Here is a 20,544-nt window from a genome sequence, read left to right as displayed (position 1 = left end):
CTAGTGATCCGGCGGTGGCTTGTGGAAGCGCCGTCGCTCAACGGATAAAAGGTACCCCGGGGATAACAGGCTGATCTTCCCCAAGAGTCCATATCGACGGGATGGTTTGGCACCTCGATGTCGGCTCGTCGCATCCTGGGGCTGGAGTCGGTCCCAAGGGTTGGGCTGTTCGCCCATTAAAGCGGTACGCGAGCTGGGTTTAGAACGTCGTGAGACAGTTCGGTCCCTATCCGCTGCGCGCGTAGGAGTCTTGAGAAGGGCTGTCCCTAGTACGAGAGGACCGGGACGGACGAACCTCTGGTGTGCCAGTTGTCCTGCCAAGGGCATGGCTGGTTGGCTACGTTCGGGAGGGATAACCGCTGAAAGCATCTAAGCGGGAAGCCTGCTTCGAGATGAGGGCTCCCACCCACTTGATGGGGTAAGGCTCCCAGTAGACGACTGGGTTGATAGGCCGGATGTGGAAGCCTCGTAAGGGGTGGAGCTGACCGGTACTAATAGGCCGAGGGCTTGTCCTCAGTTGCTCGCGTCCACTGTGTGGTTCTGAAACAACCAGCCACCACACACCCGTACCGTCATCAGTGGCGGTCCGGGTGGTGGTGTGTGTTTCATGGTGTTTCGGTGGTCATAGCGTTAGGGAAACGCCCGGTTACATTCCGAACCCGGAAGCTAAGCCTTTCAGCGCCGATGGTACTGCAGGGGGGACCCTGTGGGAGAGTAGGACACCGCCGAACAATTATTAGAAAGCCCCGGCCCCCGAGCCTTGTCTCGGGGGCCGGGGCTTTTTTGCTGCCCCGTTACCCGCTGTTCATATCGTGCGGAGACTCTGGCCGCCAGGACAAGCGGAGGTGTGGAGACGTGCAGCAGATGACGACTGCCGAGCGGCGGCACAGGATCGCTTCGGACACGACGGCCGCCGCCCTGCGTGACGCGCTGGTGCGGCTCGGCATCGGGACCGGCGACGAGGTCATCGTGCCCTCGTTCGGCCCCGGCGCGCCCGCCGACGCCGTACGGCTGGCCGGCGCCGTACCCGTGTTCGCGGACATCGACCCGCGGACGTTCTGCCTCGACCCGGAAGCGGTCGCGGCCGGCATCACGTCCCGCACGGCGGCCATCGTGCCGGTGCATGTGTTCGGGCACCCGGCACCCATGACGCGGCTCAACGAGCTGGCCGAGCGCCGTGCGCTGGCCGTCGTGGAGGAGGGCGCCGAGGGCGGGCGTACCGAGGACGCGGGAGCCGTCGCCAGGCGCCGGGCGCACGCGCGGTTCCTGGACTCGGCGTTGAGGGGCGTCACCGTGCCCTACGCCGAGCCCGGGGCACACCACCGCTATCACCGCTACACCGTGCGGATACCGGGCAACGGACGTCCCGACAGGGACGCCTTCGCCGCCGCCCTGGCCGCGCGCGGGGTGCGGGCGACGGTCAGCGTGCCCGTACCGGTGCACCGGATGCCCGCGCACCGCTCGGGGGTCGTGCTGCCGCAGACCGAACTGGTGGCCGCGGACACGCTGTCGCTGCCGGTGCATCCGGGCATCACACAGCGGGAGTTGACGTATCTCGCGGACACCTGCAACGCGCTGGGCGGGCTGATCTGAGCCGGCGGCCCGCGTGTCGGCCGGCCGGGCTGACCAGGCGCTCGGCCGACTTTCCCGCACAGCCGTTCATGAGCTACGATCTTCCCGTCGACGCGCCCCAATAGCTCAGTCGGTAGAGCGTCTCCATGGTAAGGAGAAGGTCTACGGTTCGATTCCGTATTGGGGCTCTGACAAGGAAAGGCCTCCCGCCGTCGGCGGGAGGCCTTTCTCGTGCGCCGGACGCACCGGCACACGAGGTGCCGGGTGGTCAGCTCCGCGGAAGGGCCGGCACCCGCATCGCCAGGATGGCCATGTCGTCGGAGGGGGCGTCGGACGCGAAGCGTTCCACCGCGCGCTGGATACGGGCCGCGACCGCGCCGGCCGTCAGGCCCGTACAGGTGGCCAGGACGTCCGCGAGGCCGTCGTCGCCGAGCATCCTGGTGCCCTCGCGGCGCTCGGTGACGCCGTCGGTCACGCAGAGCAGGACGTCGCCCGGGTCGAGCGTGACGGACTGCTCGACGAGTTCCAGGTCGTCCATCACGCCCAGCAGCGGCTGCGGTTCTGCCGCGGCCTCGACCGTGCCGTCGGGTCGCAGCCGCAGTGGCAGCGGATGGCCGGCGCAGACCATGCGGAGCACCGCGCTGCCGTCGTGCTGCGGCCACAACTCGCCGTAGAGCAGGGTCAGGAAGCGGCTGCGGGCGCCCTCGTCGAGGATGGCCGCGTTGAGGCGCTCCAGGACCGCGGGGCCGCCGAAGCCCTCGCGGGCGAGCAGTCGCAGCGCGTGCCGGGCGAGGCCGGTCACGGCGGCGGCCTCGGGGCCCGTACCGCAGACGTCGCCGATGGCGAAGCCCCAGCAGCCGTCGCGGATCGGGAAGAGGTCGTAGAAGTCGCCGCCGACCTCGTTGCCCTCGCCCGCGGCGCGGTAGACGACCTCGACCTCGACGCCGGGCACGTGCGGCAGCTCCGGCGGGAGCAGGCTGCGCTGGAGGGCCTGGCTGATGGCGGTGCGCTCGCTGTAGAGGCGGGCGTTGTCCAGGGCGAGGGCGGCGCGCCGGGACAGGTCCTCGGCCAGTTCCAGGATCTCCTGGCGGAAGCGCTCGTCGGACGGTTTGCCGAGGGTGAGCATGCCGATGACGCGGTTGCGGGCGACCAGGGGCAGGACGACGGTCTCGCCGCCGACTGCCGCGGCCGTGGCAAGGGCGACGCCGGGGGTGCTCGGCGGGCGGCCGGCCAGCGTACCGGAGCCGCTGGGGCCGACCCCGAGGCTGCGCAGCGACGCCCGCAGGGCGCTGGAATGGGCCGCGTCCGAGGGTGCGGTCCAGGCGCGGGCGCCAGGCGTCGGGTCGGGCTCGGGGGCGCGGACCTGGGAGAGCAGCGCCTTGATGCCGTCGATGCGGTCCTCGTCCTCGTGCAGGACGAAGGCGAGTTCGGGTTCCGACTGCTCGGCGATCGTGTAGACCGCGCACCAACTGGCCAGGGTGGGCACGGTCATCTGGGCCATCAGCGCCAGCGTCTGGTCGCGCTCCAGCGTGCCCGCCAGCAGGTCGGAGGCCTCGACCAGGAAGGACAGCGAGCCGCGGCGGAGCCGTTCCAGCTCGGTGAGGCGGGCGCTCTCGACGGCCAGCGCGATCCGGTCGGCGGCGAACTGCAGCCGCAGCGCCTGCTGGTTGGTGTAGCGGCCAGGGGCTTCCGCGGCGACCCCGAGCGAGCCGGTGAGCCGCCCTTCGACCTTGAGCGGCACGGTGACGACCGAGCGCATCCCGGTACCCGACAGCAGCGGGACGGCGCCGGGGACGGCTGTCAGGTCCTCGTGCACGGCGGGCATCCTGGCGCTGCCGTACCGCCCGGTGCCGGCCTCGACGGGCACGCGGGCGAAGCGCTGGCGGGCCGAGGGCAGGCCGGTGGAGGCGCGGACCTCGAGTTCGGTCTCGTCGTCGGTGGCCAGCAGCAGGTAGGCCGCGTCGCCGTCGAGCATGTCGCGGGCGCGTTCGACGGTGCGCTGGAGCAGGCTGTCGAGGTCGTCGGGGGCGGGCGAGCCGATGAAGACCTCGAAGGCGTCGGCGTTCTTGCCGCGCTGGACCAGGCCGGTGTCGGACGGCGCGTTGCCGCGGGCCGGGGTCTGGAGCACGGCCCGCTCCTCGACGCGTACCAGCAGGCAGACAGTGGAGGGCTCGCCCGAGGTGTCGCGGACCCGCAGGTGGGAGCCGTAGACGGGCAGGACCCGGCCGTCGCTGTTGCGCAGCCCGTAGGTGCCCTCCCAGCGGGACAGCTGGAGGGCCTCCGCCAGGCCGATGCCGGTGCCGGGGGTCTGCGGCCAGGCGGTGAGGTCGGCGAGGGACTTGCCGACGGCTTCGGCGGCGGGGTGGCCGAAGAGGTCGGCCGCGTCGTCGTTCCAGCGGGTGATGGCGCCCCTGCGGTCGACCTGGATGACGGCGACCCTGACCCGCTCGTCGGCGACCGGCAGCTCGGCGGCGGGCAGCAGCGGTCCCGCCGAGCGGGTGCCTGCCGGGCGCTCGGGCAGGTCGAGCTGGAACCACACGTGCTTGCCCGCCGCCGTGTATTCCACGCCCCAGCGGCTGGCCAGCGCGGCGCACAGCAGCAGGCCGCGCCCGCCTTCGTGGTCGGGGTCGCGGTGCGGCCTGCCGCGGCCCTGGAGCGGCACCTCGCGCTCCGGGTAGTGGTCGGCGACCTCGACGCGTACCGCCGTCTCATAGCGCAGGCAGCGCACGTCGGCGGCGGTGCCCGCGTGCACGACGGCGTTGGTCACCAGTTCGCTGGTCAGCACCACGGCGTCGTCCACGACGTCGGCGAAGCCCCAGCCGTGCAGGGTGTCCCGTACAAAGGCCCTGGCCACTGCGACCGACCGCCCCACCGGTTCGAAGCTGGCCGATGCCCGAGCCGTGATCACGGATCTCCTCTTGACGGATTCGGTGGTGTCCCGCAGCCGCTGCCGGGTCTCGCCACGGTCGGTCGCCCGCCCGTGCACCGTGCGTCGTACTGCCATCAGGCAAGGCTAGTGCGTCGCGCCCCGGCCGCGCCGTGCCGTCGTCAAACCCGAACGTGCCGTGCCGGTCGCGGTACGTGTACGACCCCTGTTTCGGGCGTAGCGCCAACGGCCCCGCCGCGTATGCGATACGCGGGATGTTGTCGGGCCGGTCCGCGAAGGTGGAAGACTGGAGGCGCCTAACTCAGGTACATGCAGGTCGATCGACCCTCCAGGAGGGACACGGTGGAGTCTGGCGCATCGGCGCGGGGCACAGTCACGCGTACGAAGAACGGGCGTTCCCGGGCCGGCGGGACCGTAGAGGTCGATTCGGCCGCGCTCACCAAACTGCTGACCGCGCTCGCCGCGATGCGGGACGGCAACTTCCGCCGCCGTCTCACGGTGGCCGGCGACGGTGTGATGGCGGAGGTCGCCGCTGTCTTCAACGAGGTCGCCGACCGCAATCAGCACCTCACCGGGGAGCTGGCACGGGTGCGCCGGGTCGTCGGCCGGGAGGGCAAGCTCACCGAGCGGCTGGAGACGGGGGCCTGCGAGGGTGCCTGGGCCGCCGCCATCGAGGCGTCGAACGCGCTGGTGGACGATCTGGTACGGCCGGTCTCCGAGGTCGGCCGGGTGCTGTCCGCGGTGGCCGAGGGCGACCTCGAACAGCGGATGGACCTGCGCGCGCAGAATTCGGACGGCTCGGCGCACCCGCTGCGCGGCGAGTTCCTCAAGGTCGGCCGTACGGTCAACGGCCTGGTCGACCAGCTGTCCGCGTTCACCGACGAGGTGACCCGGGTGGCCAGCGAGGTCGGCACCGAGGGCAAGCTCGGCGGCCAGGCGAAGGTCCGCGGCATGGCGGGGTCCTGGAAGGACCTGACGGACTCCGTCAACACCATGGCGTACCGGCTGACCGCGCAGGTGCGCGATATCGCCCTGGTGACGACCGCGGTGCTCAAGGGCGACCTGTCGCGCAAGGTCACCGTGCATGTCGCGGGCGAGATGCTGGAGCTGAAGAACACCGTCAACACGATGGTGGACCAGCTCTCCTCGTTCTCCTCCGAGGTGACCCGGGTCGCCCGGGAGGTCGGCACCGAGGGCGAGCTGGGCGGCCAGGCGCAGGTGCCGGGCGTGGCCGGGGTCTGGAAGGACCTCACCGACTCGGTGAACCTGATGGCCGGCAACCTGACGGCCCAGGTGCGGGACATCGCGCAGGTGACGACGGCGGTCGCGAACGGCGACCTGACGCAGAAGATCACCATCGGCGCGCGCGGCGAGGTCGCGCAGCTCGCCGAGACGATCAACGCGATGACCGAGACGCTGCGGACCTTCGCCGACGAGGTGACCCGGGTCGCCGGTGAGATCGGTGCCGAGGGCCAGCTCGGCGGTCAGGCGCAGGTGCCGGGCGCCGCGGGCACATGGAAGGACCTCACCGACTCCGTCAACACCGCCTTCCGCAATCTGACCGCCCAGGTGCGGGACATCGCGCAGGTCACCACCGCGGTCGCGGGCGGCGACCTGTCCCAGAAGGTCACCGTGGACGTCTCCGGCGAGATGCTGGAGCTGAAGAACACCGTCAATACGATGGTCGACCAGCTGTCGGCCTTCGGCGCCGAGGTGACGCGGGTGGCCCGCGAGGTCGGCGTCGAGGGCATCCTGGGCGGTCAGGCGCAGGTGCCGGGCGCCGCGGGCACGTGGAAGGACCTCACCGACTCGGTCAACACCGCCTTCCGCAACCTCACCGGCCAGGTCCGCAACATCGCTCAGGTCACCACGGCGGTCGCCAACGGCGACCTGTCGCAGAAGGTCACGGTCGACGTCTCCGGCGAGATGCTGGAGCTCAAGAACACCGTGAACCGGATGGTCGACCAGCTCGGCTCCTTCGCGGCCCAGGTGACCCGGATGGCCACCGACGTGGGCACGGAGGGCAGGCTCGGCGGCCAGGCGCGGGTGGACGGGGTCAGCGGCACCTGGAAGGACCTGACCGACTCCGTCAACTTCATGGCGGGCAACCTGACCTCGCAGGTGCGGCAGATCGCCCAGGTGACCACGGCGGTGGCCCGCGGTGACCTGTCGCAGAAGATCGACGTGGACGCGCGCGGCGAGATCCTGGAGCTCAAGAACACCATCAACACGATGGTGGACCAGCTGTCGTCCTTCGCCGAGCAGGTGACCCGGGTGGCCCGCGAGGTGGGCACCGACGGGCGGCTCGGCGGGCAGGCGCAGGTGCCGGGCGTCGCCGGGGTGTGGCGGGACCTGACCGACTCGGTGAACTTCATGGCCGGCAACCTGACCGGCCAGGTCCGCAACATCGCGCAGGTCGCCACGGCGGTGGCCCGCGGTGACCTGTCGCAGAAGATCGACGTGGACGCGCGCGGCGAGATCCTGGAGCTCAAGAACACCCTGAACACGATGGTGGACCAGCTGTCGTCGTTCGCCGAGCAGGTGACCAGGGTCGCGCGCGAGGTGGGCACCGAGGGCATCCTGGGCGGGCAGGCCGAGGTCAAGGGGGTCAGCGGCACCTGGAAGGACCTGACCCAGTCCGTCAACTTCATGGCGAACAACCTGACCAGCCAGGTCCGCAACATCGCCGATGTCACCAGCGCGGTCGCCCAGGGCGACCTGTCGCGGAAGATCACGGTCGACGCCAAGGGCGAGATCCTGGCGCTGGTCACCACGGTGAACACGATGGTGGACACCCTGTCGGCCTTCGGTGACGAGGTGACCCGGGTGGCCCGCGAGGTCGGCACCGAGGGCCAGCTCGGCGGCCAGGCGCGGGTCAGGGACGCGTCGGGCATCTGGAAGGACCTCACCGACAACGTCAACCTGATGGCGAACAACCTGACGAGCCAGGTGCGTTCGATCTCCAAGGTGGCCACCGCCGTCGCCAACGGCGACCTGACCAAGAAGATCACGGTCGAGGCGCGCGGCGAGGTCGCGCAGCTCGCCGAGACCATCAACACGATGGTCGACACGCTGTCGGCCTTCGGTGACGAGGTGACCCGGGTGGCCCGGGAGGTGGGCACCGAGGGAATCCTCGGCGGTCAGGCGCGGGTGCCGGGAGTCAGCGGCACCTGGAAGGACCTCACCGAGTCCGTCAACGGCATGGCGTCCAACCTGACCGGCCAGGTGCGGCAGATCGCCCAGGTGACGACCGCGGTCGCCCGCGGCGACCTGTCCAAGAAGATCGACGTGGACGCCCGCGGCGAGATCCTGGAGCTCAAGACCACCATCAACACCATGGTCGGGCAGCTGTCCGCGTTCGGTGACGAGGTGACCCGGGTGGCGCGCGAGGTGGGTACGGAGGGCCGGCTCGGCGGTCAGGCCCGGGTGCCGGACGTCTCCGGCATCTGGAAGGACCTGACCGAGTCGGTCAACCTGATGGCCAACAACCTGACCAGCCAGGTCCGCAACATCGCCCAGGTCGCCACCGCGGTGACCCGCGGCGACCTCAACCTGCGGATCGACGTGGACGCGGCGGGCGAGATCCTGGAGCTGCAGGACTACATCAACACCATGATCGTCCGGCTCCGCGAGACCACGCTCGCCAACAAGGAGCAGGACTGGCTCAAGGGCAACCTGGCCCGTATCTCCGGCCTCATGCAGGGCCGCAGGGACCTCGGCGACGTGGCCGCGCTCATCATGAGCGAGCTGACCCCGGTGGTCTCGGCGCAGCACGGCGCCTTCTTCCTGTCCGGCGACACCACGGAGACCGGCGAGGAGTACGAGCTGCGGCTGCGCGGCAGCTACGGCTTCGCGCGGCGCAGCATGTCGACGGTCTTCCTGCCGGGCGAGGGGCTGATCGGGCAGGCCGCGGTGGAGAAGCGGTCGATCCTCATCGAGCACGTCCCGCCGGGCTACCTCAAGATCACCTCGGGTCTTGGCGACTCCCCGCCGTCGCATGTGATCGTGCTGCCGGTGCTCTTCGAGGGCCGGGTGCTGGGTGTCATCGAACTGGCCGCGTTCCAGCCGTTCACCCAGATCCAGAAGGACTTCCTCGACCAGATCACCGACATCATCGCGATCAGCGTCAACACCATCAGCGTCAACACCAAGACCGAGGGCCTGCTCAAGCAGTCCCAGGAGCTGACCGAGCAGCTGCAGGAACGCTCTGCCGAGCTGGAGAACCGGCAGCGCGCCCTCCAGCTGTCGAACGCGGAACTGGAGGAGAAGGCCGAGCTGCTGGCCCGGCAGAACCGCGACATCGAGGTCAAGAACACCGAGATCGAGGAGGCCAGGCAGGTCCTGGAGGAGCGCGCCGAACAGCTCGCCGTCTCGATGCGCTACAAGTCGGAATTCCTCGCCAACATGTCGCACGAGCTGCGTACCCCGCTCAACTCGCTGCTGATCCTGGCGAAGCTGCTGGCCGACAACGCCGACGGCAATCTGTCGCCCAAGCAGGTCGAGTTCGCCGAGACCATCCACGGCGCCGGTTCCGACCTGCTCCAGCTGATCAACGACATCCTGGACCTGTCCAAGGTCGAGGCCGGCAAGATGGACGTCTCGCCGACCCGGATCGCACTGGTGCAGCTGGTCGACTACGTGGAGGCCACCTTCCGCCCGCTGACCGCGGAGAAGGGCCTGGACTTCTCGGTGCGGGTCTCGCCGGAGCTGCCGGTCACCCTGCACACCGACGAGCAGCGGCTGCTCCAGGTGCTGCGCAATCTGCTGTCCAACGCGGTGAAGTTCACCGACAGCGGCTCGGTGGAGCTGGTGATCAGGCCGGCCGGCAGCGAGGTGCCGCAGTCGATCCGCGAGCAGCTGCTGGAGGCCGGCACCCTGCGCGCGCCCGACCAGCCGCTGATCGCGTTCTCGGTGACCGATACGGGCATCGGTATCGCGGCGGGCAAGATGCGGGTGATCTTCGAGGCGTTCAAGCAGGCCGACGGCACCACCAGCCGCAAGTACGGCGGTACGGGCCTGGGCCTGTCGATCAGCCGCGAGATCGCCCGGCTGCTCGGCGGCGAGATCCACGCCGACAGCCAGCCCGGCCGCGGCTCGACCTTCACCCTGTACCTGCCGCTGAGCCTCGGCGAGATCCCGCACGCGGCGCCGCAGCTGACGGCCGGCGGCGACCAGGAGATCGCGGCCGCCGCCCGTACCCGCAGCCCCGGCAGCAGCCTGTCCCGGCTGCGCCGCCGCTCCGCCCAGCCGGCCCCGCTGCCCGCCGGGCAGGGGCAGAACGGGACGGCGGCGCACGAGCCGTGGCCCGAGGAGAGCCAGCCGGTCGCCCACTCGGGCTTCACGGGCGGTTTCAGCGGCGAGAAGGTGCTGATCGTTGACGACGACATCCGCAACGTCTTCGCGCTCACCAGCGTCCTGGAGCAGCACGGCCTGACCGTGCTGTACGCCGAGAACGGCCGGGAGGGCATCGAGGTGCTCGAACAGTACGACGACATCGCGATCGTGCTGATGGACATCATGATGCCGGAGATGGACGGCTACGCGACGACGACGGCGATCCGCAAGATGCCGCAGTTCGCCGGGCTGCCGATCATCGCGCTGACCGCGAAGGCGATGAAGGGCGACCGGGAGAAGAGCATCGAGTCCGGCGCGTCGGACTATGTTGCCAAACCGGTCGACACCGACCACCTGCTGACGCTGATGGAAGAGTGGATGCACGCCCGCTGAGGAAGAAAAGTTGAAGTTTTGCCAACTGGGCGTTCTGACGGGGTGTGAGAACGAGAGGATGAGGGAACCTTCTCGTCTCCGCCTGCGTTTTCGGTGTGTGGTGAGTGACGTGGCGGTGACAGGGTGTGGCGAACGGCTGGGTGCGGCTACCATGACCGGCACAAGGACGGGCGGCGCGACAGAGTCGTCCCCGGGGGCGGCGACCGGCGTGATGCCGGGGCGAGGAGGGCGGGCCATGGTGCAGAAGGCCAAGATCCTCCTGGTCGATGACCGGCCGGAGAATCTGCTGGCGCTGGAGGCCATTCTCTCGGCGCTCGATCAGACTCTGGTCAGGGCATCGTCCGGGGAGGAAGCGCTCAAAGCGCTGCTCACCGATGATTTCGCGGTGATCCTGCTCGATGTCCAGATGCCGGGCATGGACGGGTTCGAGACCGCGGCACACATCAAGCGGCGGGAGCGGACCCGGGACATCCCGATCATCTTCCTCACCGCGATCAACCACGGCCCGCACCACACCTTCCGGGGTTACGCGGCGGGCGCGGTCGACTACATCTCCAAGCCCTTCGACCCGTGGGTACTGCGGGCCAAGGTTTCGGTCTTCGTCGACCTGTACATGAAGAACTGCCAGCTGCGCGAACAGGCCGGACTGCTGCGGCTGCAACTGGAACAGGGTCTGCCCTCCGGGGCGGAGGCCAACGGCTCGAAGGAGCCCGCGGGTCTGCTGGCGGAACTGTCCGCCCGGCTCGCGGCCGTCGAGGAGCAGGCCGAGGCGCTGAGCAAACAGCTCGGCGAGTCCGCGGACGCGGCGGCCGTGGCGACCGCGGCCCACCTGGAGCGGAAGCTGACCGGCCTGCGCCGGGCGCTGGACGCGCTGGAGCCGGGCAGCAGCGGGGGTATCGTGCGGCAGGCCACCGGGGACTGATCCCGCCGCGGGGCGCGTACGGGCCGCCCATGGCGCGCCCGGCAACGCAGATTGACGCCACGTCAATGTCATGACGGCGGCAGCCCGACACGAACGGGCGTATCCGCAAGCACGCGTGTTCCCCGATCACAAGGGCGGTAATCTCGGCACCATGGCCCCACGTACGTCCGGCACCGCCAAGAAAGCCCCGGCGAAGCCGGCGGCCAAGAAGTCCGCCGCGAGGAAGCCCGCGGCCAAGGGCGCCGCCGCCAGACCGCCCGCCAAGAAGGCGGCAGCGGCGCCCAGAGCCGCGCCCGTACCGGTCCCTTCGCCGACCAGCGGCGTCTACCGCATGTTCCGGGCGGTGTGGCTCGGCCTGGCACACACCGTCGGCGCGCTCTTCCGCGGTATAGGGCGCGGCGCCCGCGGCCTGGACCCCGCCCACCGCAAGGACGGCCTCGGCCTGCTGCTGATCGGCCTGACCCTGGTGGTCGCGGCCGGCACCTGGTCCAATCTGCACGGCCCGGTCGGCGACCTGGTCGAGATAGTGGTCACCGGCGCCTTCGGCCGGCTCGACCTGCTGGTGCCGCTGCTGCTCGGCGCGGTCTCCGTCCGTATCATGCGGCACCCGGAGCAGCCCGAGGCCAACGGCCGGATCGTGATCGGCCTGTCCGCACTCGTCATCGGCACCCTCGGCCTGATCCATGTGGCCTGCGGCTCGCCGACCCGCAGCGAGGGGGCCACCGCGCTGCGGGACGCCGGCGGCCTGATCGGCTGGGCCGCCGCCTCCCCGCTGGTCTACACCGTCGGCGCGGTCCTCGCCGCTCCGCTGCTGCTGCTCTTCACGCTCTTCGGGCTGCTCGTCGTCACCGCCACCCCGGTCAACGCCGTACCGCAGCGGCTGCGGGCCGCCGGCACCAGGCTCGGCCTGTACGCCGCGCCGCCGGAGCTCGACGCCGTACCGCTGGAGGACTTCTTCGACGCCGACGAGCCGGCCGGTACGCGGGACGCGGAGGACGAGTCGCCGGTACGCCGGCTGCCGCGCAGGCTCGGCAAGGCGCAGGACGAGCCGTACGACATGGACAGCGACCTCGGCGCGGAAGGGGTCCAGGCCGACGACGAGCCCAAGCCGCGGCGCCGGCCCCGCCGCAGGCCCGAGGGCCTGCCCGGCACCGCGCAGGCCGCCGGGTCCGACGCGGTGGACGTGGCCGCGGCAGCCGCCGCGGCGCTGGACGGCGCCGTCCTGCACGGGCTGCAGCCGTCGCCGCTGGTCGCCGACCTCAGCAGCGGCATCAGGAAGCCGGTGCCCGCCGCCCGCGCCGAGGAGGACACCGGCTCGGGCGTCCCCGACCTCACCAAGCACACCGCGGACCCGGGCGACCCGCTGCCGCCGCGCGCCGAGCAGTTGCAGCTGTCCGGCGACATCACCTACGCGCTGCCCTCGCTCGACCTGCTGGAGCGCGGCGGCCCCGGGCGCACCCGCAGCGCCGCCAACGACGCGGTGGTCGCCTCGCTGTCCCAGGTCTTCAAGGAATTCAAGGTCGACGCGGTCGTCACCGGCTTCACCCGCGGCCCGACCGTCACCCGCTACGAGGTGGAGCTGGGCGCCGCGGTCAAGGTCGAGCGGATCACCGCGCTGGCCAAGAACATCGCCTACTCGGTCGCCAGCCCCGACATCAGGATCATCAGCCCGATCCCCGGCAAGTCCGCGGTCGGCATCGAGATCCCCAACAGCGACCGCGAGATGGTCAACCTCGGCGATGTGCTGCGCTCGGCGGAGGCCGCGGGCGAGGACCACCCGATGACGGTGGCGCTCGGCAAGGACGTCGAGGGCGGCTACGTGATGGCCAACCTCGCCAAGATGCCGCACGTGCTGGTCGCGGGCGCCACCGGCTCCGGCAAGTCGTCCTGCATCAACTGCCTGATCACCTCGGTGATGGCCCGCGCCACCCCGGACGAGGTCCGCATGGTGCTGGTCGACCCCAAGCGCGTCGAGCTGACCGCGTACGAGGGCATCCCGCACCTGATCACCCCGATCATCACCAACCCCAAGCGCGCCGCGGAAGCCCTCCAGTGGGTGGTGCGCGAGATGGACCTGCGCTACGACGACCTGGCCGCGTACGGCTTCCGGCACATCGACGACTTCAACGCCGCCGTACGCTCGGGCAAGGCCAGGACTCCGGAGGGCAGCGAGCGCGAGCTGACGCCGTACCCGTATCTGCTGGTCATCGTCGACGAGCTGGCCGACCTGATGATGGTCGCGCCGCGCGACGTCGAGGACTCGATCGTCCGGATCACCCAGCTGGCCAGGGCCGCCGGCATCCACCTGGTGCTGGCCACCCAGCGGCCGAGCGTCGACGTGGTCACCGGGCTGATCAAGGCCAATGTGCCGTCCCGGCTGGCCTTCGCGACCTCCTCGCTCGCCGACAGCCGGGTCATCCTCGACCAGCCGGGCGCCGAGAAGCTGATCGGAAAAGGCGACGGCCTGTTTCTGCCGATGGGCGCGAACAAGCCGATCCGGATGCAGGGCGCCTTCGTCACCGAGGACGAGGTCGCCAAGGTCGTCGACCACTGCAAGGCCCAGCTCACCCCGGCGTACCGCACCGACGTCACCGTCGGCAGCGGCCCGAAGAAGGAGATCGACGAGGAGATCGGTGACGACCTGGACCTTTTGTGCCAGGCCGCGGAGCTGGTGGTCTCCACCCAGTTCGGCTCGACCTCGATGCTCCAGCGCAAGCTGCGTGTGGGATTCGCCAAGGCGGGCAGGCTGATGGACCTGATGGAGTCGCGCGGCATCGTCGGCCCCAGCGAGGGTTCGAAGGCGCGCGACGTGATGGTGAAGGCGGACGAGCTGGACGGCGTGCTGTCCGAGATCCGCGGCGGGGCCTGAGTCCGACACGCGGTGCCGGTCGAAAAGCGGTCGGATTTTTCGGGCAACCGTTTGATCTGTTCATACGTCAACCTCGGCAGGGAGGACGACATCCTGATGGCGGACACAATCCGGCCGTCCGCTTGCCCCCCTGTTTCCGACCCCCCCTAGACTGAACCCCCAGCAGGCGGCTGCACGCTCGAAAGGCGCCCTCGTGTCCCTCGGCAACACGCCCACCGAAGATCGGCCTTCGGTCGGTCATGCCCTCTCTCAGGCCCGCATCGCCGCCGGGCTCACCGTCGACCAGGTCAGCACCGCCACCCGGGTGCGCGTCCCCATCGTGCAGTCGATCGAGCAGGACGACTTCTCCCGCTGCGGCGGCGACGTCTACGCCCGCGGCCACATCCGCAACCTGGCCCGCACGGTGGGACTCGACCCCGAGCCGCTGATCGCGCAATATGCGGCCGAGCACGGTACGGAGATCGCTCCCGCGCCCGTCGCGCCGCTCTACTCGGCCGAGCGGATCCGGTCCGAGCCGCGCCGGCCCAACTGGACCGCGGCCATGGTCGCGGCGATCGTCGCGGTCATCGGTTTCGTCGGCTACACCGCCTTCACCGGGGGAGACGACGGGAACGGCGCGAAGGCCGACCCCGCGCCGCCGACCCCGAGCAGCAGCACGACGCCCACCAGCACCCCGGGTACGCAGGCGCCGAGCGCCGATCCGACGGGCAGTGCCATCGCGGCCGCCCCGCCCGGCAAGGTCACCGTCAAGCTCAGCGCCGAGGGCGGCGTCAGCTGGGTCCAGGCCACCGACCACAACGGCAAGCGGCTCTTCCAGGGCTCGCTCAAGAAGGGCGACTCGCAGACCTTCACCGACGACAAGAAGCTCAAGCTCGTCGTCGGCAACGCGGGTGCGGTGCAGCTCTTCGTCAACGGCAAGGACCTCGGCGCGGCCGGCAGCGACGGCCAGGTCGTCCGCCTGACGTACACGCCCGGCGACCCGACCCAGGGCTAGCGGCGCCGGGGGGCGCCGGGTGTGATCGAGGGGTTCGGGCGGTAGGCGGCCGAGGCGCGAGGGGCGCGACAGGGCAGCGGGTAGTCTGAGTGCATGCCCGAAACCCGTACCGTCGCCCTTGTCACGCTCGGATGCGCCCGTAACGAAGTGGACTCGGAAGAGCTTGCCGGCCGGCTGGCGGCGGACGGCTGGCAGCTCGTCGAGGACGCCGCGGACGCCGACGTGGCGGTCGTCAACACCTGCGGCTTCGTCGAGGCGGCCAAGAAGGACTCCGTGGACGCCCTCCTCGAGGCCAACGACCTCAAGGACCGCGGCCGCACCCAGGCCGTCGTCGCCGTCGGCTGCATGGCGGAGCGGTACGGCAAGGAACTGGCCGACGCGCTCCCGGAGGCCGACGGCGTGCTCGGCTTCGACGACTACACCGACATCTCCGAGCGGCTGCGGACGATCCTGGCCGGCGGCGTCCACGCCCCGCACACCCCGCGCGACCGGCGCAAGCTGCTGCCGATCAGCCCGGCGGACCGCCAGGCGTCAACGGTGGCGCTGCCCGGTCACTCCCAGGAGGGACGCCCGAACGGCGGCGGGTCCGCCGCGGGCGAACCTGCGTCGGTCGATCCCGGGTCGGTCGATCCCGGGTCGGTCGATCCCGGGTCGGTCGATCCCGGGTCGGTCGATCCCGGTCCGGGCGGGACGTCCGCGGCGGCCGGGGGAAGAGCCGTGGACCTCGCCGACCTGCCGGCGGGCGTCGCACCCGCGTCGGGGCCGCGCGCCCCGCTGCGGCGCCGGCTGGACTCCGGGCCTGTCGCCTCCGTGAAGCTCGCCTCCGGCTGCGACCGGCGCTGCACCTTCTGCGCGATCCCCTCCTTCCGCGGCTCCTTCATCTCCCGCCGCCCCTCCGACGTCCTCGGCGAGACCCGCTGGCTGGCCACCCAGGGCGTCACGGAGGTCATGCTGGTCAGCGAGAACAACACCTCCTACGGCAAGGACCTCGGCGACATCCGCCTGCTGGAGACGCTGCTGCCGGAACTGGCGGCGGTCGACGGCATCGAGCGGGTCCGGGTCAGCTACCTTCAGCCCGCCGAGATGCGCCCGGGGCTCATCGACGCGCTGACCTCCACGCCCGGCGTGGTGCCGTACTTCGACCTGTCCTTCCAGCACTCGGCCCCCGCGGTGCTGCGGGCGATGCGGCGCTTCGGCGACACCGACCGCTTCCTGGACCTGCTCGGCGCGATCCGGGCCAAGGCGCCGCAGGCCGGCGTGCGGTCCAACTTCATCGTGGGCTTCCCCGGCGAGACCGAGGACGACCTGGCCGAGCTGGAGCGCTTCCTGAGCGCCGCCCGGCTGGACGCGATCGGCGTGTTCGGCTACTCCGACGAGGACGGCACCGAGGCGGCCGGCTACGACGGCAAGCTGGACGACGACGTCATCGCCGCGCGGCTGGCCCGAGTCTCCCGGCTCGCCGAGGAGCTGACCGCCCAGCGCGCCGAGGAACGCCTCGGGGACACCGTGCGGGTGCTGGTCGAGGCGGTGGACGAGGAGACCGGCGAGGTGACCGGCCGCGCCGACCACCAGGCGCCGGAGACGGACGGCCAGGTCGTGCTGGTGCCGGCCGACGAGGCCTGGCAGGCGCGGCCGGGGACGTTCGTGACGGCGAAGGTGATCGGGACGCAGGGCGTCGACCTGGTGGCGGAACCGCTGGGCGGGGCGGACTCCGTCGGCGCCCAGGGCACTCCGGTCGCCGAGGCGGCCATGGCCGGGCCGGCGGTGGTGGGCAGATGAGCGGAGCCCCCGCGCCGGCCGAGTCCCCCTCGCCGTCCTCGTCGTCGGCTTCCGGCGCGGCTTCCTCGGCCGCCGCCGGTTCGGGCGCCACGGTGGCGCCCGACGCGCTCGTCCACCCGGCGGCGGGCGTCGACCACGCGGCCGACCCGGTGGCGCCGAAGGCCGGCCTGTGGAATATCGCCAACCTGCTGACGATGACCCGGCTGGTGCTGGTCCCCGGCTTCGTGCTGCTGCTGGTCCACGACGACGGGAACGACCCGAAGTGGCGCTCCTTCGCCTGGGCCGCGTTCGCCATCGCGATGATCACCGACCTCTTCGACGGCGAGCTGGCCCGGCGCTACGGGCTGGTCACCGACTTCGGCAAGATCGCCGACCCGATCGCGGACAAGGCGATCATGGGGGCGGCCCTGGTCGGGCTGTCCGCGCTGGGCGACCTGCCGTGGTGGGTCACCGCCGTGATCCTCTTCCGCGAGCTGGGCATCACGCTCATGCGCTTCTGGGTGATCAGACACGGGGTGATCCCGGCGAGCCGCGGGGGCAAGCTCAAGACGCTCACCCAGGGCGTCGCGGTGGGCATGTACATCCTGGTGCTGACCGGTCCGCTGGCCAGCACCCGCGCCTGGCTGATGGGCCTCGCGGTGCTGCTCACGGTGGTGACCGGGTTCGACTACGTACGGCAGGCCGTCGTGCTGCGGCGGGCCGGTCTCGCGGCCGAGCGGGCGCTGTCGCGGGAGGTGGCGGCGGCCGCGTCCGGGGCGGCGCTTGCCTCCGGGACGGTGGTCGCCTCCGGCGCGGGGGCGGCTAGAGGGTCGGACGCCGACGGGTCGGAGGTTGGCGGGTCGGGTGCCGGCGGTTCGGACGCGGAGGGGCGGGGCGCGGACGCGCCGGGCTCGGGCGGGCCGGAGCAGGGCGTATGACGGGCGGTGGCGACACCGCCGCTGAGGTGCTGCGGCTGCTGGAGCGGCGCGGCGGGACGCTGGCGGTCGCGGAATCGCTGACCGGCGGTCTGCTGGCCGCGGAGCTGACCGCGGTGCCCGGCGCGTCCCGGAGCTTCCGCGGCTCGGTGACGGCGTACGCCACCGCGCTCAAGCACGAGCTGCTGGGCGTGGACGGGACGCTGCTGGCCGAACGGGGCGCAGTGGATGCACAAGTGGCGCGCGAAATGGCCGAGGGCGTACGCCGTCGCCTCGGCGCGGACTGGGGCGCCGCCACCACAGGAGTGGCAGGTCCCGACCCGCAGGACGGCCGGCCGGTGGGCACCGTTTTCGTGGCGGTGGCCGGTCCTGGCGGGTTCTCCGAGGTCGCGGCGCTGCTGCTGGCCGGGGACCGTACGGCGATCCGCCGGGCGTCGGTGGCGGCCGTGCTCGATCTGCTCCTCGAACAGCTGCAGAAGGCTTCCGAATAACCGGCCCGGCGTGCGTTCGGCGGTGCAGGACAGGGAAGAACACGGGGAGACGTGATGTTTGCAGCCCTGAGTGAACACGTCTTTGCTCCCCGCACGGCCGGTGCCCGAGGCGGTACGGTGGGGCGAGAAGGATGCGGTACCGCGATCCCGAGGAGGGAGCCACCGATGATTCTGCTCCGTCGCCTGCTGGGTGACGTGCTGCGTCGGCAGCGCCAGCGCCAGGGCCGCACCCTGCGCGAGGTCTCCTCGTCCGCCCGGGTTTCACTCGGCTATCTGTCGGAGGTCGAGAGGGGGCAGAAGGAGGCGTCCTCCGAACTGCTCTCCGCGATCTGCGACGCCCTGGACGTACCGATGTCCGAGGTGATGCGAGAAGTCAGCGACGATCTGTCGCTCGCCGAGCTGGCACAGTCCGCGGCGTCCGAGGCCACTGCCGCACCGATGCGGCCGCTGCTCGGCACAGTCACATCGGTCACGTCCGTCACGTCCACCCCGGACGAACGGATCACCATCAAGGCACCGAAGAAGTCCGCGGAAGCCGTGGACGTCGTCGCCGCCTGATCGCCCGCTGTCCGCCGCGATGCGGCGGATCTGCCTTTGCCGTGTTCGGAATGGCGAGGCAGGGTAGTCGGAGAAGGTCTGAAAACGGGTGTAATCGGCCGTAATGGATCTGATCGCGTCTATCCGCTGGGAGAACCGCATGAGTGTCGTGAAGAGCCCGCTGTCCGAACCTGACCGCAAGTCCGTGGGAGACGCGCTTCAGGGCGCGCTGGTCGACCTGATCGACCTGTCACTGCTGGCCAAGCAGGTGCACTGGAATGTGGTGGGCCCGCGCTTCCGGTCCGTGCACCTCCAGCTCGACGAGGTCGTCGACAGTGCCAGGACCCACTCCGACACCGTCGCGGAACGTGCCTCGGCGATCGGCGTGACGCCGGACGGCCGGGCCGGGACGGTCTCCAAGACCAGCGGCATCGACACGGTGACCGACGGCTGGGTCAAGGACAACGAGGTCGTCGAGATCATGGTCGCCGCGCTGGACTCCCTCATCACCCGGATGCGGGAGCGCATCGAGCTGACGGACAAGCCGGACCCCGTCACCCAGGACATCCTGATCGGCCTCACCGCCGATCTTGAGAAGTTCCACTGGATGTTCCAGGCCGAGAACGTCTGACCGTCCGCTCGCTCGCTCCTGCACGGGAAGTACGGGCTGTACGGGGGCCGCCGGGTGCGGCTCCCGCCGCGAACTCGGGGTCAGAAGGAGGCGGCCGTGCGTGCGCTTCAGGAACTCCCGATATGCCCCTCCGGTCCTCCCGTACCGCCCATTGCCGGGCCTCGGCTCCGGTCGGGACTGGGGCTTTGGCCGCGGCTGGGGCGCCCGCTGCGTTGTGTGATCGGTGTGATCGGCGGGGTGCTGTGGTGGGGGACGCTGCTGCGGCTGGCCGTGGAGCCTGAGGTGGTCGGCCCGTGGCAGAGCGCGCTTGCCGCCGGCGGTTGGAGCCTGGGCCTGATACCGCTGCATGCCGTGCCCGCGGGTGTCCGCCGCCGCGCGGCTCCGGCCTGTGACGCCACGGCCGTCTGAGGACCCGGCTTCTACTGGCTCGGCCCCGGCCCGCGCTGGCACCGCGGACACCAGTACGCCACCCGCCGCTGCCCCTCAGGGCCGTGCTCGCCGACCTTGACCTGGGTGCCGCAGCGCAGGCACGGCCGGTGCGCCCGGTCGTACACCCAGTGCGTACGGCCGCGCCGCGTGTCCCCGGTGGTCACATGGCCGGGGCGGCCCTTGTTGGCCTCCAGCAGCCGTTTGGCCAGCGTCACCAGCTTCTCGGGGGCGGCCACCTCCCCGAACGGCGTCCACGGGGTCACCCCGCGCAGAAAACACAGCTCGGCCACGTAGACATTGCCGATCCCGGCGAGATTGCGCTGGTCGAGCAGCGCCTCACCCAGCGGTCGGTCCGCCTCCACCGCCAGCCTGGCCAGCGCCGCGGCCGGGTCCCACCCCGGCCCCAGCAGATCGGGCCCGAGATGGCCGACCACCTGCTGCTCCTCCGCCGTGGGCAGCAACGCGAGCACCGGCAGCCGGTATCCGACCGCGGTCCTCTCCTCGTTCCCCAGCACCGCCCGCACCTGGTGCTCCGCCCCGCCCCGCCACCGCTCCCCGGGCGCGTAGAGGTGCCAGGCACCGTCCATCCGCAGATGCGAGTGCAGTGTCCAGTCACCCTCCAGCCGCGTCAGCAGGTGCTTGCCCCGCGGTACGACCTCCAGCACCTGCCGCCCCACGAGCTGTACTGTCGCCAACTGCGGCACGCGCAGCTCCGCCCGCACCAGCGCCCGCCCCGCCAGCGCCGCGTGCAACCGCTGGGCGGTCAGCCAGACCGTGTCTCCTTCAGGCACC

The 20,544-nt window shown here is 71.1% G+C and carries 13 protein-coding genes, 1 tRNA gene and 2 rRNA genes (1 of these 16 running past the window's edge); 14 read left to right on the top strand and 2 right to left on the bottom strand.

Annotated features, from left to right (window positions below; translation table 11 throughout):
• The 4 genes from OHA86_RS09365 to OHA86_RS09350 form a co-directional block, all read left to right on the top strand.
• Nucleotides 1-515, top strand: a 23S ribosomal RNA gene (locus tag OHA86_RS09365); it begins 2,611 nt to the left of the window's first position.
• 99 nt (nt 516-614) lie between these two features.
• Nucleotides 615-731 (top strand): 5S ribosomal RNA (gene rrf, locus OHA86_RS09360).
• Nucleotides 732-864: 133 nt separating this feature from the next.
• Complete coding sequence (locus OHA86_RS09355; RefSeq protein WP_329174070.1) at nt 865-1,593, top strand: DegT/DnrJ/EryC1/StrS family aminotransferase; 729 nt, start codon at nt 865-867, stop codon at nt 1,591-1,593.
• A 94-nt stretch (nt 1,594-1,687) separates the two neighbouring features.
• Nucleotides 1,688-1,760 (top strand) — tRNA-Thr (locus OHA86_RS09350).
• Nucleotides 1,761-1,840: 80 nt separating this feature from the next.
• On the opposite strand, the gene OHA86_RS09345 is transcribed toward OHA86_RS09350, so the two are convergent.
• Nucleotides 1,841-4,480 (bottom strand): SpoIIE family protein phosphatase, encoded by a 2,640-nt coding sequence (locus OHA86_RS09345; protein WP_329182335.1) that lies wholly within the window; start codon nt 4,478-4,480, stop codon nt 1,841-1,843.
• 321 nt (nt 4,481-4,801) lie between these two features.
• Between OHA86_RS09345 and OHA86_RS09340 the strand changes: the two genes are divergently transcribed.
• From OHA86_RS09340 to OHA86_RS09295, 10 genes are all read left to right on the top strand, one after another.
• Nucleotides 4,802-10,186 (top strand): HAMP domain-containing protein, encoded by a 5,385-nt coding sequence (locus OHA86_RS09340; RefSeq protein ID WP_329174069.1) that lies wholly within the window; start codon nt 4,802-4,804, stop codon nt 10,184-10,186.
• Nucleotides 10,187-10,421: 235 nt separating this feature from the next.
• Nucleotides 10,422-11,108, top strand: coding sequence for a response regulator (locus OHA86_RS09335; RefSeq protein WP_329174066.1), 687 nt, complete (start codon nt 10,422-10,424; stop codon nt 11,106-11,108).
• A gap of 151 nt (nt 11,109-11,259) precedes the next feature.
• Nucleotides 11,260-13,977 carry a DNA translocase FtsK gene (locus tag OHA86_RS09330; RefSeq protein ID WP_329174064.1) on the top strand — a complete coding sequence of 906 codons (2,718 nt, stop codon included), beginning with the start codon at nt 11,260-11,262 and terminating at the stop codon, nt 13,975-13,977.
• Nucleotides 13,978-14,170: 193 nt separating this feature from the next.
• The gene (locus OHA86_RS09325; RefSeq protein WP_329174063.1) at nt 14,171-14,971 is read left to right on the top strand and encodes a helix-turn-helix domain-containing protein; all 801 of its coding nucleotides are present in this window, start codon (nt 14,171-14,173) and stop codon (nt 14,969-14,971) included.
• Between the two features lie 93 nt (nt 14,972-15,064).
• Nucleotides 15,065-16,750 (top strand): 30S ribosomal protein S12 methylthiotransferase RimO, encoded by a 1,686-nt coding sequence (rimO, locus tag OHA86_RS09320; protein WP_329174062.1) that lies wholly within the window; start codon nt 15,065-15,067, stop codon nt 16,748-16,750.
• Complete coding sequence (pgsA, locus tag OHA86_RS09315) at nt 16,747-17,667, top strand: CDP-diacylglycerol--glycerol-3-phosphate 3-phosphatidyltransferase (protein WP_329174060.1); 921 nt, start codon at nt 16,747-16,749, stop codon at nt 17,665-17,667. The genes rimO and pgsA overlap by 4 nt, the downstream gene beginning before the upstream one ends.
• Nucleotides 17,664-18,155 carry a CinA family protein gene (locus OHA86_RS09310; RefSeq protein WP_329174058.1) on the top strand — a complete coding sequence of 164 codons (492 nt, stop codon included), beginning with the start codon at nt 17,664-17,666 and terminating at the stop codon, nt 18,153-18,155. The genes pgsA and OHA86_RS09310 overlap by 4 nt, the downstream gene beginning before the upstream one ends.
• Nucleotides 18,156-18,320: 165 nt before the next feature.
• Nucleotides 18,321-18,713 (top strand): helix-turn-helix domain-containing protein, encoded by a 393-nt coding sequence (locus tag OHA86_RS09305; RefSeq protein ID WP_251488126.1) that lies wholly within the window; start codon nt 18,321-18,323, stop codon nt 18,711-18,713.
• A gap of 139 nt (nt 18,714-18,852) precedes the next feature.
• Nucleotides 18,853-19,323: a Dps family protein gene (locus tag OHA86_RS09300; RefSeq protein ID WP_329174055.1), complete on the top strand. Its 471-nt coding sequence runs from the start codon at nt 18,853-18,855 to the stop codon at nt 19,321-19,323.
• A 216-nt stretch (nt 19,324-19,539) separates the two neighbouring features.
• Nucleotides 19,540-19,731, top strand: coding sequence for a hypothetical protein (locus tag OHA86_RS09295; protein WP_329174053.1), 192 nt, complete (start codon nt 19,540-19,542; stop codon nt 19,729-19,731).
• Between the two features lie 11 nt (nt 19,732-19,742).
• Here the strand turns inward: OHA86_RS09295 and OHA86_RS09290 are convergent, their stop codons facing one another.
• Nucleotides 19,743-20,543 (bottom strand): DNA-formamidopyrimidine glycosylase family protein, encoded by an 801-nt coding sequence (locus OHA86_RS09290; protein ID WP_329174052.1) that lies wholly within the window; start codon nt 20,541-20,543, stop codon nt 19,743-19,745.
• Nucleotide 20,544: the final 1 nt, after the last annotated feature.

It is taken from the genome of Streptomyces sp. NBC_01477 (assembly GCF_036227245.1).
Lineage (GTDB): Bacteria > Actinomycetota > Actinomycetes > Streptomycetales > Streptomycetaceae > Actinacidiphila.
The sequence above is the reverse complement of the archived record's forward strand: the minus strand, read 5'-3'. Positions and strand labels throughout refer to the sequence as shown.

What these genes read in the sequence shown, in the direction of transcription:
- OHA86_RS09355 (WP_329174070.1), top strand. Translation starts at nt 865, where the DNA reads ATGACGACTGCCGAGCGGCGGCACAGGATCGCTTCGGACACGACGGCC.
- OHA86_RS09335 (WP_329174066.1), top strand. Translation starts at nt 10,422, where the DNA reads ATGGTGCAGAAGGCCAAGATCCTCCTGGTCGATGACCGGCCGGAGAAT.
- OHA86_RS09330 (WP_329174064.1), top strand. Translation starts at nt 11,260, where the DNA reads ATGGCCCCACGTACGTCCGGCACCGCCAAGAAAGCCCCGGCGAAGCCG.
- rimO (WP_329174062.1), top strand. Translation starts at nt 15,065, where the DNA reads ATGCCCGAAACCCGTACCGTCGCCCTTGTCACGCTCGGATGCGCCCGT.
- pgsA (WP_329174060.1), top strand. Translation starts at nt 16,747, where the DNA reads ATGAGCGGAGCCCCCGCGCCGGCCGAGTCCCCCTCGCCGTCCTCGTCG.
- OHA86_RS09310 (WP_329174058.1), top strand. Translation starts at nt 17,664, where the DNA reads ATGACGGGCGGTGGCGACACCGCCGCTGAGGTGCTGCGGCTGCTGGAG.
- OHA86_RS09305 (WP_251488126.1), top strand. Translation starts at nt 18,321, where the DNA reads ATGATTCTGCTCCGTCGCCTGCTGGGTGACGTGCTGCGTCGGCAGCGC.
- OHA86_RS09300 (WP_329174055.1), top strand. Translation starts at nt 18,853, where the DNA reads ATGAGTGTCGTGAAGAGCCCGCTGTCCGAACCTGACCGCAAGTCCGTG.